General features: G+C 59.0%; 13 protein-coding genes. 6 read left to right on the forward strand and 7 right to left on the reverse strand.

Translation table 11 applies throughout. The annotated features are described in order from the left end of the window. Positions 1 to 87: 87 nt before the first annotated feature. The gene (locus FHP24_RS14655; protein ID WP_139676917.1) at positions 88 to 555 is read right to left on the reverse strand and encodes a diacylglycerol kinase; all 468 of its coding nucleotides are present in this window, start codon (positions 553 to 555) and stop codon (positions 88 to 90) included. After that, positions 552 to 2,201: a phosphoethanolamine transferase gene (locus FHP24_RS14660; RefSeq protein ID WP_342782345.1), complete on the reverse strand. Its 1,650-nt coding sequence runs from the start codon at positions 2,199 to 2,201 to the stop codon at positions 552 to 554. Before FHP24_RS14660 ends, FHP24_RS14655 begins: the two co-directional genes overlap by 4 nt. 155 nt (positions 2,202 to 2,356) lie before the next feature. On the opposite strand from FHP24_RS14660, the gene FHP24_RS28730 reads away from it, so the two are divergent. From FHP24_RS28730 to FHP24_RS14675, 4 genes are all read left to right on the forward strand, one after another. Further along, a complete protein-coding gene (locus tag FHP24_RS28730; protein ID WP_180356000.1) occupies positions 2,357 to 2,509 on the forward strand; it encodes a hypothetical protein in 153 nt (50 codons plus the stop codon). 113 nt (positions 2,510 to 2,622) lie between these two features. Beyond that, a complete protein-coding gene (locus FHP24_RS14665) occupies positions 2,623 to 3,657 on the forward strand; it encodes an ABC transporter ATP-binding protein (RefSeq protein ID WP_139676918.1) in 1,035 nt (344 codons plus the stop codon). Between the two features lie 183 nt (positions 3,658 to 3,840). Then, positions 3,841 to 4,818, forward strand: a complete 978-nt coding sequence (locus tag FHP24_RS14670; protein WP_246091762.1) for a Fe(3+) ABC transporter substrate-binding protein — start codon at positions 3,841 to 3,843, stop codon at positions 4,816 to 4,818. 17 nt (positions 4,819 to 4,835) lie between these two features. After that, positions 4,836 to 6,575, forward strand: coding sequence for an ABC transporter permease (locus FHP24_RS14675; protein WP_394344627.1), 1,740 nt, complete (start codon positions 4,836 to 4,838; stop codon positions 6,573 to 6,575). A gap of 10 nt (positions 6,576 to 6,585) precedes the next feature. Here the strand turns inward: FHP24_RS14675 and FHP24_RS14680 are convergent, their stop codons facing one another. The 5 genes from FHP24_RS14680 to FHP24_RS14700 all read right to left on the reverse strand — a co-directional run bounded on the left by FHP24_RS14680 (position 6,586) and on the right by FHP24_RS14700 (position 11,965). Further along, positions 6,586 to 7,503: an SMP-30/gluconolactonase/LRE family protein gene (locus FHP24_RS14680; RefSeq protein ID WP_139676921.1), complete on the reverse strand. Its 918-nt coding sequence runs from the start codon at positions 7,501 to 7,503 to the stop codon at positions 6,586 to 6,588. A 28-nt stretch (positions 7,504 to 7,531) separates the two neighbouring features. After that, the gene (locus tag FHP24_RS14685; RefSeq protein ID WP_139676922.1) at positions 7,532 to 8,479 is read right to left on the reverse strand and encodes an ABC transporter permease; all 948 of its coding nucleotides are present in this window, start codon (positions 8,477 to 8,479) and stop codon (positions 7,532 to 7,534) included. Beyond that, on the reverse strand, positions 8,476 to 9,417 hold the full coding sequence (locus FHP24_RS14690; protein ID WP_139676923.1) for an ABC transporter permease: 942 nt from the start codon (positions 9,415 to 9,417) through the stop codon (positions 8,476 to 8,478). The genes FHP24_RS14685 and FHP24_RS14690 overlap by 4 nt, the downstream gene beginning before the upstream one ends. Next, the gene (locus FHP24_RS14695; protein ID WP_139676924.1) at positions 9,414 to 10,874 is read right to left on the reverse strand and encodes an ATP-binding cassette domain-containing protein; all 1,461 of its coding nucleotides are present in this window, start codon (positions 10,872 to 10,874) and stop codon (positions 9,414 to 9,416) included. The genes FHP24_RS14690 and FHP24_RS14695 overlap by 4 nt, the downstream gene beginning before the upstream one ends. A gap of 83 nt (positions 10,875 to 10,957) precedes the next feature. Continuing rightward, complete coding sequence (locus FHP24_RS14700; RefSeq protein ID WP_139676925.1) at positions 10,958 to 11,965, reverse strand: ABC transporter substrate-binding protein; 1,008 nt, start codon at positions 11,963 to 11,965, stop codon at positions 10,958 to 10,960. 241 nt (positions 11,966 to 12,206) lie between these two features. On the opposite strand from FHP24_RS14700, the gene FHP24_RS14705 reads away from it, so the two are divergent. Together FHP24_RS14705 and FHP24_RS14710 are read left to right on the forward strand one after the other, a co-directional pair. Continuing rightward, positions 12,207 to 13,451, forward strand: coding sequence for a GAF domain-containing sensor histidine kinase (locus tag FHP24_RS14705; RefSeq protein ID WP_139676926.1), 1,245 nt, complete (start codon positions 12,207 to 12,209; stop codon positions 13,449 to 13,451). Positions 13,452 to 13,453: 2 nt separating this feature from the next. Beyond that, the gene (locus FHP24_RS14710) at positions 13,454 to 14,170 is read left to right on the forward strand and encodes a response regulator transcription factor (protein ID WP_139676992.1); all 717 of its coding nucleotides are present in this window, start codon (positions 13,454 to 13,456) and stop codon (positions 14,168 to 14,170) included. Positions 14,171 to 14,390 lie beyond the last annotated feature (220 nt).

Consider the following 14,390-nt stretch of genomic DNA (forward strand, 5'->3'; position numbering starts at 1 on the left):
CTCCATCCCACCGCGATGTTATCTTATACCCACCGTTTAGCAGAGTGGGAGGATAAAATTCGAGGGGGGACGGTGCATCCGCGGGGATCATGGCGACATAAGTTTTGGAATGATGACGAAAGCGGCCGTCAGCCCGTTTGCCAGGAGAAGGCAGAATACGGCGAACGAGCCAAGATCCTTCGCATGCCTGCCGGTGTCCGACCATTCCGGCGAGATACGGTCGATGATCTCCTCTATTGCGGTGTTGAGAGCCTCTGCCGCGAAAAGGCCGAGCATGACGACGGCCATCATGACATAATCGGAGAAACTGGCGCCCACGGCTACAAAAGCTGCGAATATCACGGCGCCAGCGATGATCTCGTGGCAGAATGCGGTTTCACCGAGCAACCTCAAGGCACCGCCCAGCGAATAGCCGAACGCTGCCTTGAGGTGCCGGCTACCGGTCACCTTCTCGATGGGGGACGAGGGGCTGATGGATACATGCGGCGGTTCATCAGCCTTGTTCGTGACCGGTCTTTTGACCGTTCCGATGGGGGAATAATCGGGAACGGTCATGAGTTTGCGTTACCTACCGCCTTCCGGCACGTGCCGAGCACGTCGAGATTGGCTTTGTACGCGGAGGTCTTGACAGCCATGATGCCGAGCGCCGTGTGGAAGAGATTGTCGTGTGATGCCTCTGCACCCGCACGCTTAGACAGGCAGGAGGCGTCGACCGCGGCTTTCTCCTCTGCGCCTTGCCAAAACACGAAGGGGACATGCGTCTGCTGCGATGGGGCAATGATGTAAGGCGCACCGTGCAGGTAAAGGCCGTTTTCGCCGAGCGATTCACCGTGATCCGACATGTAGATCATCGTCGGTGCGACCTTGTCTTCGCGCGCTTTCAGGATGTCGATCACCGAGGCGAGAATGTGGTCGGTGTAAAGAATGCTGTTATCGTAGGCGTTGATGACCGACTGACGATCGCAGCTGCCAAGTTCGCCGGTGCGGCATTCCGGCATGAAATGTGCGAATTCCGGCGTGTACCGCTGATAGTAGGCTGGCCCGTGGCTGCCGAGCTGATGCAGAACCAGAACGCTGTCGCCCTTGACTTTGGACAGCCATCCGTCGAGTTCGGCGACCATGCCATCATCGAGGCATTCGTGATCCTTGCAGTAACGCGGATCATTTGCATCGGAGAAGGAACGATAGATGGTCCGATCGGCGACGCCTTTGCTGCCTGTATTGTCATCCCACCATTCCGTTTTGATGCCGGCATGGCCCAGTACGTCGAGCAGATTTTCGTTCGCAAGCCCCGCACGATGAGAGTAGCCGTGCCGTGTCAGGTTGGAGAACATGCAAGGTACTGATACAGCGGTCGCCGTACCGCAGCTCGATGTGTCCGAGAAATAGGTGATATCGCGTTTCCTGAGTTCCGGATTGGTCTCGCGATTATACCCACCAAGCGAGAAATTCTCCGCACGCGCGGTTTCTCCCGTGACGATGATGAGAACACGTGGTTTGCCCGAAGCAAGCGTGGAGGTTACCTTTGCATCGGTACCCAGCGGTTGCGCCACGATATTCTTGTCTGCTTCGCTGGCCAAGGTGAAAGCCACCGCGCTGCCGACCGGTACGAACGGGTTGAGCGTCAGGATCAGATCCTTGTGCAGCCGCGTTACGGAAGCGATGCTCCGTGCGCTGCTAACACCACAGGCAAGCGCCACAAGGATCAGCGGAACGATTGCTGTCAGGTTCCACTTCACCTTGGAGAAGAAATTGCGGTGTTCGACACGCACCCAGCAAACCAGAAGTGCCGGCACCAGTCCGAATATAGTCATGTGCAGCAGATAGGCGGGGGTAACAAGATGACCGGCCTCGGACGGCGTCGTTTGCACCGCATTGCGGATCATATCGACATCGATGATCGTGCCGAACCTGTCCATGAACCACGACGCCGAGGCGGCGCTAAAAATCATCAGGACCAAGACAGGTTTGAGGAGATATTTAACGGAGATGGTTATGGTGAAGGCGGCAAACAGGCAGGTCAGGCCCAATGCAAAAGCAGCGAGCGCCAGGTGATTGTCGAAATAGCTGTAGGCGCGCGTGAAAAACGTGCGGTTGGTAAACGTGATCAAATAAATCGCCCCAAGGACAGCGAGAGTGACGCTGCCGATCTGCGGCCGGACAAATGGTCGTGCAGGGCGGGACATGCTGATGATGGACAAGGAGGAGGCTCCCGGCAGTTTCTGTTGCCGGCGAAATCGCACTCGATCCTGACAGTCACCTGAATGTCATAAATCTTCTCCGGGACGCGTCCCGTTCAGCCCGATGTCAGGTTGAGGTCGCAAACTTCTGAAATCGGAGTAGGAGTTGGCGTTTCGTGAATACATTTAGAACCCGTGTCGGCATGGTCTATGTCGCGGCTCTCGTCCTGGTGGTTTGCTCTATCCCGCTGATGCATGAGGCCAAGCGTATTCATACACTTCAGAGCTGGCCTACGGATGCCCAGCCGCATCGCGGTTTTCTGGGATAAGCTTGCCCCGGAATAGGCGAGGCAATATCGATTTCGCCTCATCGTGATCATTACACCCTTCACTCTCCCGGATCGCTATGGCAGTTTCCCGCGCCACAGGGGATGGGAACGCCATGAAACAGGATATCGCGCTGCAGCTCATCAATGTCGGCCGCTCGTTCGGCGCGACTGCCGCTGTCAAGGTCATATCGATCGATATCGCCAAGGGCGAGGTCATCTCGCTCGTCGGTCACTCCGGTTGCGGCAAGTCCACGCTGCTGCGAATCATTGCAGGGGTTGAGACCATCGATTCCGGTCGGGTTCTTCTTGATGGTCATGAGGTGGATGGCGGGTGTTTCGTCGAGCCGGAAATGCGTGGTGTCGGCTTTGTCTTCCAGGATTACGCACTGTTCCCGCATCTGAGTGTCCGCGACAACATCTTGTTCGGGCTGAAACGGCATTCAAGAGCAGAGGCCTTGACCAATGCCGAGGACGTTATCCGGCGTGTCGGCATAGAGCATCTGCTTGAGCGTTTTCCGCACACGTTGTCGGGCGGAGAGCAGCAGCGCGTGGCGCTTGCAAGGGCGCTCGCACCGCGGCCCGGCATCGTCCTGATGGACGAACCCTTTTCCAATCTGGACCAGGGGTTGCGCGGCCAGGTGCGGACCGAGACGCTGTCCCTTCTGAAGTCGCTCAACACGACCGTTATCATGGTCACCCACGATCCGCAGGAAGCGTTGTCGGCAGGCGATCGCGTGGTGCTGATGCGTTCGGGCGAGATCGTTCAGGTCGGATCCGGTTATGATCTCTATGACCGGCCAGCAAGCGCTTATGCCGCCGACTTCTTCTGTGTTTCGAACAAGATTCCGGGCATTTGCAAGGGTGACCGTATCGAGACCCCGGTCGGCAATTTTTTGCGGAACGGCGGGGCCACCGAAGGCGGTGCTGCCACCGTCCATATCCGGCCACAAGCCATTTCCATTTCACCTGACCGAGGCGAGATCACGGCACACGTCAGGGAACGAGTTTTTCATGGAGAGACGGAACATATCCTGCTGGCAGTGGACGGTTTGGAAACACCATTGAGAGCCGTTGCCCTCGATCGCCTTCCGGAAGGATCCGAGGTCGTGAGGATCTCGATTGCTTCCGAGCGCGTGCTTGCGTTCTGAGACATCCTTTGGTTGTTTTGGTGGCCTCTGATTTGATAAAGTTTACGTGATGCGTATCATCGGTTGAGACTTTAAACTTGACCAATCAAGTCAAGAAGTGCTGGAAGCGTTGCGTGTTCATTCCAAAGGGGGAGTTTCATGAACCCGCATAATTTCCTTAGTTCCGCGCTTCTTGCGACCTCGATGTTCGTCGCTCCGTCACTCGCATCAGCGGCCGAGATCAACGTCTATACGACGCGCGAACCGGCGCTGATCGCCCCGCTTCTGGAAGCCTACACCAAGTCGACGGGCACCAAGGTCAATACCGTGTTCCTGAAGGACGGGTTGGCGGAACGTGTTTCATCCGAAGGCGCAAGCTCGCCGGCGGATATCCTGATGGCGGTCGATGCGGGTAATCTCGTCGATCTCGCCGAAAAGGGCGTGACGCAGCCGATCGAGTCCACGGTGCTGAACGGTGCAGTTCCGGCCGAGCTGCGGGACGGCAAGGGCCATTGGTTCGGCCTCTCCTATCGCGCCCGCGTGCTTTACGCTGCGAAAGATCTCGATCTCGCCTCTTTCAACTATGAGGATCTGGCCGACCCGAAGTGGAAGGGCAAGGTTTGCATCCGTTCTGGCCAGCATCCCTACAATACCGCGCTGTTTGCCGATTACATCGCTCATTACGGTGCCGAAGAAACCGAAAAGTGGCTGACCGGCGTGAAGGCCAATCTGGCGCGCAAGGCTGCAGGCGGTGACCGCGATGCGGCCAAGGATATTCTCGGTGGCATTTGCGATATCGGTATCGCCAATTCCTATTATGTCGGCCTGATGAAGTCCGGCAAGGGTGGCGAGGAACAGGTCAAGTGGGCCGAGGCCATCAAGGTCGTGCTGCCGAGCTTCAAGGATGGTGGCACGCAGGTGAACATCAGCGGTGCAGCCGTCGCCAAGAATTCGCCGAACAAGGCCGAAGCCGTGAAATTCCTGGAATATCTCGTCTCCGACGAAGCCCAAAAAATCTATGCCGAGGCCAACTACGAATATCCGGTCAAGGCTGGCGTTGCCGCCGATCCGATCATCGCTTCTTTCGGTGAATTGAAGATCGACAACAAGCCGCTTTCCGAAATTGTCAGCCACCGCAAGCAGGCAAGCGAACTGGTCGACAAGGTCAGCTTCGACAACTGATCGATGCCGAAGGCGCCCTGGGAACCGGGGCGCCTTCCTCACATCTTCTCATGGATATTCCTATGTCTGCCAGCAAATCGGTCGCCGGCCCATCGGTCGTCAGTCATGCTGGTCGTTCCGGCCGAAATTGGCTTGCCCTTTCCGCCATCGCCGCGCTGATCGTGGTCCTGCCTGTTGCAGGCCTGGCTCTGGAAGCGCTGAAGGGTTCCACGGGTCTCTGGGCGCATCTTTTTTCCAGCGTCCTGCCGGTCGCATTGCGTGACACCGTCATCCTGCTTGTCGGCGTAGGCCTTCTAACAGCGGTGCTCGGCACGACCACCGCCTGGCTGGTCACGGCCTATGATTTTCCGGGGCGGCGCCTGCTCGAATGGGCTTTGCTGCTGCCGCTTGCGGTGCCGACCTACATTATCGCCTATGCCTATCTCGATATCCTGCATCCTATAGGCTCGGTGCAGGGGGCGATCCGGTGGGTATTGGGGTATGAAAGTCCTCGGCAATTCCGGCTGCCGGATATCCGCTCGATGATCGGCTGCATCCTGTTGCTCGGCTTCGTGCTTTACCCTTATGTCTACATTCCCACGCGGGCGATGTTCATCACCCAATCAGGCAATCTCATCGATGCGGCACGAACGCTCGGCATTTCCCGTCGCGCGGTATTCTGGCGCGTGGCGCTGCCACTGGCGCGGCCGGCGGTGGCTGTCGGCATCGCCCTTGCGTTGATGGAAACGCTGAACGACGTCGGCGCCGCCGAATTTCTTGGTGTTCGCACCATGACGGTATCGATCTACACGACCTGGATCACCCGCACCGATCTGCCGGGTGCCTCGCAGATCGCACTGGCCCTGCTGCTGATCGTGGTGGGGCTGGTGGCGGTCGAGCGTTGGGCGCGGCGAAAGCAGCGTTATGCGACGGATGCCCGCCGCAGCCGTGGGTTGAAGCCGCAGAAGGTGAGCGCAGTGAACGGCATGCTCCTCCTGTTTATGGGGTCTGTCCCTATTCTGCTCGGTTTCGTCGCTCCCGCGCTCTATCTGACCACGGAAGCGTGGAAACGTTACCAGTTTGCCGGGGTCTCGCCGCGGCTTCTGAACGAAGCGATCAGCACGATAACCATCGCAACACTGGCGACGGTCGTCACCATTTCTCTCGGGCTGGTCGTCGCCTACGCCACCCGACTGCGCCCCGGCAAGGCATCGGCCACGCTGCTTCGCCTGTCGACCGTGGGTTATGCGGCGCCCGGAACTGTCGTCGCCATCGGCGTGCTGATCGTGCTTGCCGGCTTCGATCGCTTTATCGACCGTACCGCGCTCGACTGGTGCGGTATCTCGACCGGGCTCCTGTTCATGGGATCAGGTGCGGCCGTCGTCTACGCACTGACCGTACGCTTCCTCGCGATTTCTGCCGGAGGCATCGAGGCAGGGCTTTCACGCATCCCGATGTCGCTCGATCATGCATCGCGTACACTCGGGCAATCTCCTGCCGGCACATTTCGGCATGTACATCTGCCCCTGTCCAAGGCCGCGATTTCGGCTGCAGCCCTGCTGGTCTTCGTCGATTGCATCAAGGAATTGCCGGCGACACTTCTCCTGCGTCCGCTCAATGTCGAAACTTTCGCCACGCATCTCTATGGCGAAGCTGCGCGCGGTACCTATGAGGAAGCGTCGATCGCAGCACTTGCCATTGTCGCGATCAGCGTATTGCCCGTTATCCTGCTTTCGAGAATAGGAACTGCCGGGCGAAGCGTGGCGGCTGACAGGTAGCGCTGAATCCCTATCCGAGTGAGGTTCCGATCGTTGCCGTGTAGACGGCATAAAGCGATCTGGTGGCGGTGATGAACATGCGGTTGCGCCTCGGTCCACCGAAGGTGACGTTTGCGACCGTTTGCGGGATCAGGATCTTGCCGAGCAGTTTTCCCTCAGGCCCGAAGCAATGCACGCCATCGCCGGCGCTGGTCCAGATATTGCCATAGACATCGACGCGGAAACCGTCCGGCAGACCGGCATCGATGGTGCAATGTTCCCGGTTGTTTGCAAGCGTTCGGCCATCGATGACGTCGAAAGCACGGATATGGCGTGGTCGGCTCGGATCATGGCTGGAAGAGGAGTCCGCTACATAGAGGATGCTTTCATCCGGTGAGAAGGCGAGGCCATTCGGCTGGCCGAAATCGGTGACGACGGCATCCAGCGCACCCGTTTGCGGATTGAGACGATAGACGTTGCGGGTTTCCTGTTCCGGATCGGCGCGGTAGCCCTCGTAATTCGACATGATGCCGTAGGTCGGGTCGGTGAACCAGACGCTGCCGTCGGAACGCACCACGACGTCATTGGGCGAGTTCAGCCGTTTGCCCTGATAACTGTCGGCAAGCACGGTGATAGAGCCATCGATTTCGGTGCGGGTGACGCGGCGGGTGCCGTGTTCGCAGGTCACAAGCCGGCCCTGCCGGTCTCTGGTATTGCCGTTGGAAAAACCGGACGGGCTGCGAAAGGTAGAAACACCGCCACCCTCGACCCAGCGCAACATCCGCTCATTGGGATTGTCGCTCCAGATCAGGCATCCCTGATCGGCAAACCACACCGGTCCTTCCGCCCAGCGGCAGTCGGAATAAAGCTCGTCCAGTGGAGATGACGGGACGATCAGAAACCGGAAACGGTCGTCATGGATTTCGTAGATGGATGAGGTCTGTGACATGGAATTGTGTCCGGTTGGGTTTTGTCGACTAGCGAAGCGATTGCCGGCCGCCGGCAAGCAGGATCACGGCGATGATGATGAGGCCGGTGAGGATGAGGCGGAAACCGGCGCCGAAGCCGTAGGTGTTGAGCATCGAGACCACCAGGAACATGAAAAGCGAGGCGCCCCATATGCCGGGTATGTTGGAATTGCCGCCTGCAACCGCGGTGCCGCCGATCACCACGACGGCGATCGACATCAGCAGGTATTCGGACCCCATATTAAGCGCCGCGCCGCCGGAAAAGCTCGCCAGCAGATAGCCGCAGACGGAAGCCAGAACGGCGCAGAGCATATAGGTAACGAGCCTTGTCCCATCGACAGGGATACCGGCCATGCGGGCTGCGAATGTGCTCTGGCCGATTGCGGAAATCCAGCGTCCATAGATGGATTTTTCAAGAAGAACCCAGGCGAGCGCTGAGAGGATCAGCGCCACAAGCGCGACATTGGGGATGCCGAACAGGCCCGATGTTGCAAAACTCGCGAGCGTTTCAGGCGGTTTAATGCGCAGGCCGCGATTGCTCCAGATCGCCACCGACTGGACGATGAAGCTCATCGACAGGGTCGCGATGATCGGCGGGATTCGCAATGCCTTGATCAGCACATAGTTGCCGAGCCCGATGACCAGTCCGATCCCGATTGAGGCAAGAAGCCCGACGACGATCATGCCGTCCTGCACGTCCATGAGTTTCAGTGCCAGTGTGCCCGACAGGGTCATGGTCGCAGGCACGGACAGGTCGATATTGCCTGGCCCAAGCGTAATGACGAACATCTGGCCGATACCGACGACGACCGAAAAGGCGGCGAAGGTGAGAGCGGCCTGCGACAGGCCGAAGGAACTGGCGCCGCCGGTGAAGAGCACCGTGACGATCCAGACGATGATCGTTGCGGCGAAAGACCAGATCCACGGTTTAGCCATGAGAAAACGATGCAGTGTCATTGGCTCTTCTCCCGCTTTTCGAGACGGTTGAGGGCAAGACGCAGGGCCAGAACGACGATCAGGATCGCGCCCTGCGCACCGATTTGCCAGTCGGGCGAAATGCGCATGAATGACAGGAAAGAGCCGGCAAGCGTCAAAGTGAGCGCGCCGATGACTGCCCCGATCGGGGAAACCTTGCCGCCGACGAACTGTCCGCCGCCGAGGATGACACCGGCGATCGACAGAAGCGTGTAACGAAGCGCGATATTGGCATCGGCAGAGGTGGTGAGGCCAACCAAAGCTATTCCGGCAAGAATGGCAAAGAACCCTGCAAGCGCATAGGTGGCGGCACGGATGCCGATCACCGACCAGCCGGCCCGCTCGACGGAGCGATCATTGCCGCCAACGCCGCGCATCAGCACGCCGAAGGAGGAGCGCATGACGATATAGTGGGTGACAGCGGCAATCAGGATGCTGGCGACGATTGCGACCGGCACGAGCGGCGGTTTGGCCGTCATCACCCAGCGCGCCCAGACCGGTGCGTTACCACCGGGGGAGGGGAGGATGAGAACGGCGAGGCCGCCCCAGACGAAGCTCATGCCGAGCGTCACGACGATCGAAGGAAGGTCGCGGATGTGAATGACGACGCCGATGACGGCGTAGGCTGCGATCGCACCCAGTAAAATCAGGATGCCGAGCACCGGCGATGTCTGAAGGAAGGTTGCGGTAACGCATGCGCAGAAGCTGACGAATGTGCCCATCGACAGATCGAGGTCGTTGACCGACATGATCAGCATCTGGGCGATGGTCGCCAGTGCAATGGGAACCGCAAGGTTGAACAGAAGGTTCAGGCCCGTATAGCTCATGGCGCGCGGCTGCATGTAGAAAACAGCGGCAAGCAGCAGAACCAGCGAAGCGGCGGGGATGATCAGGCGGACCGTGCCGGAGGAGAGTTTCATGCGGCATCTCCTTCGCTGAAGGAGGCGGCCAGCACGTTCTTTTCGGTGATCTCCTCACCGGCGAGTTCGGCTGCAATCGCACCATCCCGGAAAACATAAACCCGGTCGCAAAGGCGGATTTCATCCATTTCGGTCGAGTACCATATGAACGTTCGGCCATTGGCCGCTTCCGAGCGGAGGATTTCATAGACCTCCTGCTTGGTGCCGATATCGACGCCGCGCATCGGGTCGTCCATCAACACCGTGCTGGCCGTGGTTGCCAGAGCGCGGGCGAAGAGGACCTTCTGCTGGTTGCCGCCCGAGAGCGACAGGATGCGGTTGCCCATATCCGGCGTACGGATTTCGATCCGCTGCTTCCAGCCGGCGCCGAGCGTTTCTTCCCGCGCCCGGTCGACCATGCGCTTGGTCGAGAGCTGGCCAAGCGAAGCGATCGACAGGTTTTTCAGGATGCTCCATAGCGGGAATGTGCCGTTCAGGCTTCGGTCGCCGGCAACGAAGGCGATCTCGCCTCTTCTTGTCGGCCACCAGTTGCTGTTGCGATCGAGATAGAGGTCAAGCAGGGCTTCGGTCTGGCCGTGGCCGCCAAGGCCGGCAAGCCCGATCATCTCGCCACGCCATGCCTGAAACGCAAGCCCGTGGCCGCGGCGCGGCGGCATGGACAGAACCGGTTCGCCCGTCCTGACGCTTGCCGCGCGTGAAAATTCCTGCTCGCGCACGACATTGCCCATCGCTTCGACGAGGCTGCGTGTGGTGAATTCCGATGCCACCCTGTCAGCCACCACGCGGCCATCCTTCATCACGACGATACGGTCGGAGGTTGAGAGAATTTCGCCGAGAATGTGCGAGATCAGCAGAACCGAACCGCCCTCACGCACGAATTTGCGGATATAGGCCATCAGCTGCGCCGCAAGCCCGGCGTCGAGCGAGGATGTCGGTTCATCAAGAATGACGAGTTTGGGTCTCTGATCGATACCGGCAAAGCTGATGGCGATCTCGACCATCTGCCGCTCGGCGATCGACAGGTCATCGATGCTCAGATCGCAATCGATCGAATGGCCGGGAAAAATATCCCGAAGCTGGGTTTCGACAAGCGAAAGGGCACGACTGCGCCAATTCCAGCCTTTTAGCTCCGCATGCATGATCCGGGCGTTTTCGCCGACCGTCAGGTTGGGGCAGAGTGAAAGCTCCTGGAAAACGCATCGCACGCCATTAGCGCGGGCGGCGGATATTCCGTGGATCTCGCTGCCGCTATAGCTGAGCGAACCGTCATGCGGGCTTAAGCCGCCATTGATGACATTGACGATGGTGGACTTGCCGGCGCCGTTGTGTCCGACGAGCCCGATACATTCTCCGGCATGGATCACGAGGTCGGCTCCGTCGAGTGCCTTCACGGCCCCGAACGTCACCTTGATGCCGCGCGCGGCCACAACCTCTTCTCGCTTCAAGGTTTCCGTCATGCAATCGCTATTGTTTTGTAATGGCAAAGGTCATGCCGGGACGCAGCAGACAAAGCTGCGCCCCAGGCACGCGGGAGGCGACGCTACTTGGCGTCGATCACCTTCTGGGCGTCTTCGAGCGAATATTCGACATTCGCCACGCCACCCTTCTGAGTGTTTTTCAGGCTGTCTTCCAGGCTTGCCTGGTCGATACTGAGGAACGGCACGACAAGGTCCTTCTTGACCTCCTTGCCGTCGAGGATCTGCTGCGCCACCCAGAAGGCGAGCGTCGAGACACCGGGCGCGATGGAGACCGACATGGTCTCGTAACCGTCCTTGTCCTTCTGCTGTTTCCACCAGACCAGTTCGTCCTCGCGGTTGCCCATGACGATCGTCGGCGTCGAGCGCTTGGCGGCCGCAAAGGCCTGAGCTGCACCGTAACCATCACCGCCCTGGGTGACGACGGCCGCCACTTCCGGCAGGCTCGGCAGGATGCCGGCGACGGCGCGCTGGGCGACGTCCTGAGCCCAATCGCCGTTCACCGAACCGACGACCTTGAACTGTGGGTTCTTGGCGACGCCGGCTGCTATACCCGCATGGATCTCGTCATCGACCGAAACGCCGGCCAGGCCGCGGATCTCGAGAAGATTACCGCCCTTAGGCAGTTTCTTGGCGAGGTAATCGACTTGGCTTTCGCCCATCTTCTTGAAATCGACGGCGATGCGCCAGGCGCAAGGTTCGGTGACGATTCCGTCGAAAGACACGACGGTAATGCCGGCATCGCAGGCTTCCTTGATCGCACCGTTAAGTGCAGTCGGCGAGGCGGCGTTGATGACGATCGCGTCATAACCCTGCAGGATCATGTTCTGGATCTGAGCTGCCTGTTCCGTCGCCTGGTTTTCGGCTGTGGTGAACGGATCAGCTGCCGCGACAACTCCCTTCGATACCGCTTCCTTGGTGATCTTGTCCCAGCTCGTCAGCATCGCCTGACGCCAGGAATTGCCGGCGTAGTTGTTCGAAAGCGCGATTTTCTTCGAAGACGTATCGGCGAGCGCCGGCCCGCATAGGCATGCGACTGCGACGGATGCCGCCAGCATCGTTCTGATGGTCATGATTTCCTCCCAAAAGCTCTCTGCATATCGTCCGGCCGCTCCTCAACGGTTGTTCCGGAGATAATGATTGCCCTGAGCCCCTTTTGCTCAGTAGATCGAGCATGGAGGAGATTATTGACAAAGTACAGGCGCATCCAAGCACGCTTTATGCGGGCTTTCGCGCAATATCTGCGGGTTCCCGCAAGACTTGAAAGAAAAGCTGACGCTTAATTAGTCTTTAGGACTCGGAGGAGGTCCGCCCATGCTCAATACGGCGCGCAATTCGCTGTTCGACCGCTATCTGGGAATTTCCCGGCTGCTGGCCGGTCAGCTCGATTTCAATTCGATCATCAAGGCGGTGGCCGAGGAGATCAGCCATATCATTCCGCACGATCATCTCGACGTCTGCATCAAGATGCTGGATGGCAAATATCATATTGCCTATGAGAGTGGGCTGGATACGGCCTGGAGCCAGCACCCGCCGGCGCTTCTGACAGGAAGCCCTATCCGCACTCTGCTTTCCGGCGAAGTGGATTTCCTGCTTTCTGCCGATGCCTGCACGGACCCGCGCTTTCATTTCGAGGGCGCGTTTTCGAGCCCGATCATCGAGCTTTCCCTTTGCAGTCGCTTGCATGTGCCGCTGAAAGTGCAGGGCGACGTGATCGGCGCTCTGAGTTGCTCAAGCCAGCAACGAGACCTTTATACGCAAGATGATGTGGAGAACGCCCGTGCGGTGGCCGATCTTCTGGCCCCCTATTTCTTTGCTCTGCGCGCCGCGGAACAGGCGAAGCGCTCTGCCGTCATCGAAACGCAAGCCCGGGCCCGGGAAGAAGGGCTGCGCTTCGGCGCTCTGAAACTGACCGAAGCACTGGAAGCAGAACGCCAGCGGATCGGCATGGACCTGCACGACCAGACGCTTGCCGACCTGACGCGGCTGACCCGCCGCATGGAGCGTTTGACCGCCCTGCCCGTTTTGTCGGGCGACGCGCTGGAGCCGCTTTGTCGTGCGATGCAGCAATGTATGCACGACCTTCGCCAAATCATCGAGGAGGCCAAGCCGACCGTGCTGCAACTTTTCGGCGTTGCGGAGGCGATAGAGAACCATCTCGAAAGGTCGGTTCGGGAAAGCGGGCAGCCGATCGGGTGGAAGATGGCCGACGATAGCAGCGGCAGCCTTCGCGATCTCAATCCGACCGTCGCAGTGGCGCTGTTCCGCATCGTCCAGGAGGCGGTCAATAACGCCATTCGGCATGGGCAAGCCGACAATATCATGGTGCGTATCACGAAAAGCGGCCAATCGCTCTGCATCGAGGTTGAAGATGACGGCCGCGGCCTGGCCGATCTCAAGGAAATGGTGGGGCACGGTCTTGACAATATGAAGACCCGTGCGCGGTTGATTGCGGCTCGGCTCGAGATCGGCCGTAATCCCGCTTGTAACACTGAAGGGGGCGGAACTCGGATGCGGCTGACGCTTCCGACGGATCACCCTATTTTGGCGGAGGGCTGATGATGGATGTTCTGATAGTCGAGGACGACGCCCTTCATCGCGCGTTTCTGAACGAGGCGGTCCGTGCGGCACTGCCCGAATGCGGACAGGTGATCGAGGCGGAAAATGGCTTGAAAGGCGAAGCGCAGGCGCGGGCATCGCGGGCCGAGCATGTCGTCATGGACCTGCAAATGAACGAGCGCAACGGGATCGAGGCAGCGCGCACGATCTGGCGGGAGCGCCCGGATACCAAAATCCTCTTCTGGTCGAACTATTCGGACGAAGCCTATGTGCGTGGTGTGGCGCGGATCGTGCCGGAAGGCGCGACCTATGGCTACGTCTTGAAGTCGGCTTCGGAGGAGCGATTGAAACTCGCTTTGCGCAGTGTCTTCGTCGAATCCCAATGCGTGATCGATCGCGAGGTGCGCGGTATTCAACAAAAGAGTTTTGGTAATTCACCGGGGCTCACCGATGCCGAATATGAAATTCTCGTCGATGTGGCGGTGGGACTGACCGACAAGGCAATCGCCCAGCGAAAGCACCTGTCGCTTCGAAGCGTGCAGAACCGCCTGCAGCAGCTTTATGAAAAACTCGATGTTTATGAGACGCCGGGGCAGGGCAGCGAAGGCTGGTTCAATCTTCGCACGAGAGCTGTGGCGGTCGCTCTGTCTCGCAAGGTCCTGAATGCGAGCGCCATCGAACGTGCCGAGCGGGATCTTAGACAATCCGCAGGCATTTAGATCGCCGGATCGTGGATGCTTGTCGAGGTAATCCTTGAGCCTTGTCATTGCCGGGCTCGGTCGGCATCCAGATATTGGATTCGAGCGCATTTTGCCGCGGAATTCAAATAAATCATTTAAATACAATCACTTGCGAGATTTTTGTAGTTTTATGAATTTGGCCTGTTGACGTTTTTGGGTGAGTGGGACTATAACCCGGTCACTGACGAGGGCGGCGGCG

It is taken from the genome of Aliirhizobium smilacinae, from assembly GCF_006335145.1.
Classification (GTDB): Bacteria; Pseudomonadota; Alphaproteobacteria; order Rhizobiales; family Rhizobiaceae; genus Neorhizobium; species Neorhizobium smilacinae.

Coding starts and splice junctions, on each gene's coding strand:
- FHP24_RS14685 (WP_139676922.1), bottom strand. CDS start 8,479: ATGACACTGCATCGTTTTCTCATGGCTAAACCGTGGATCTGGTCTTTC.
- FHP24_RS14705 (WP_139676926.1), top strand. CDS start 12,207: ATGCTCAATACGGCGCGCAATTCGCTGTTCGACCGCTATCTGGGAATT.
- FHP24_RS14695 (WP_139676924.1), bottom strand. CDS start 10,874: ATGACGGAAACCTTGAAGCGAGAAGAGGTTGTGGCCGCGCGCGGCATC.
- FHP24_RS14690 (WP_139676923.1), bottom strand. CDS start 9,417: ATGAAACTCTCCTCCGGCACGGTCCGCCTGATCATCCCCGCCGCTTCG.
- FHP24_RS14655 (WP_139676917.1), bottom strand. CDS start 555: ATGACCGTTCCCGATTATTCCCCCATCGGAACGGTCAAAAGACCGGTC.
- FHP24_RS14710 (WP_139676992.1), top strand. CDS start 13,454: ATGGATGTTCTGATAGTCGAGGACGACGCCCTTCATCGCGCGTTTCTG.
- FHP24_RS14670 (WP_246091762.1), top strand. CDS start 3,841: ATGTTCGTCGCTCCGTCACTCGCATCAGCGGCCGAGATCAACGTCTAT.
- FHP24_RS14680 (WP_139676921.1), bottom strand. CDS start 7,503: ATGTCACAGACCTCATCCATCTACGAAATCCATGACGACCGTTTCCGG.
- FHP24_RS14700 (WP_139676925.1), bottom strand. CDS start 11,965: ATGACCATCAGAACGATGCTGGCGGCATCCGTCGCAGTCGCATGCCTA.
- FHP24_RS14665 (WP_139676918.1), top strand. CDS start 2,623: ATGAAACAGGATATCGCGCTGCAGCTCATCAATGTCGGCCGCTCGTTC.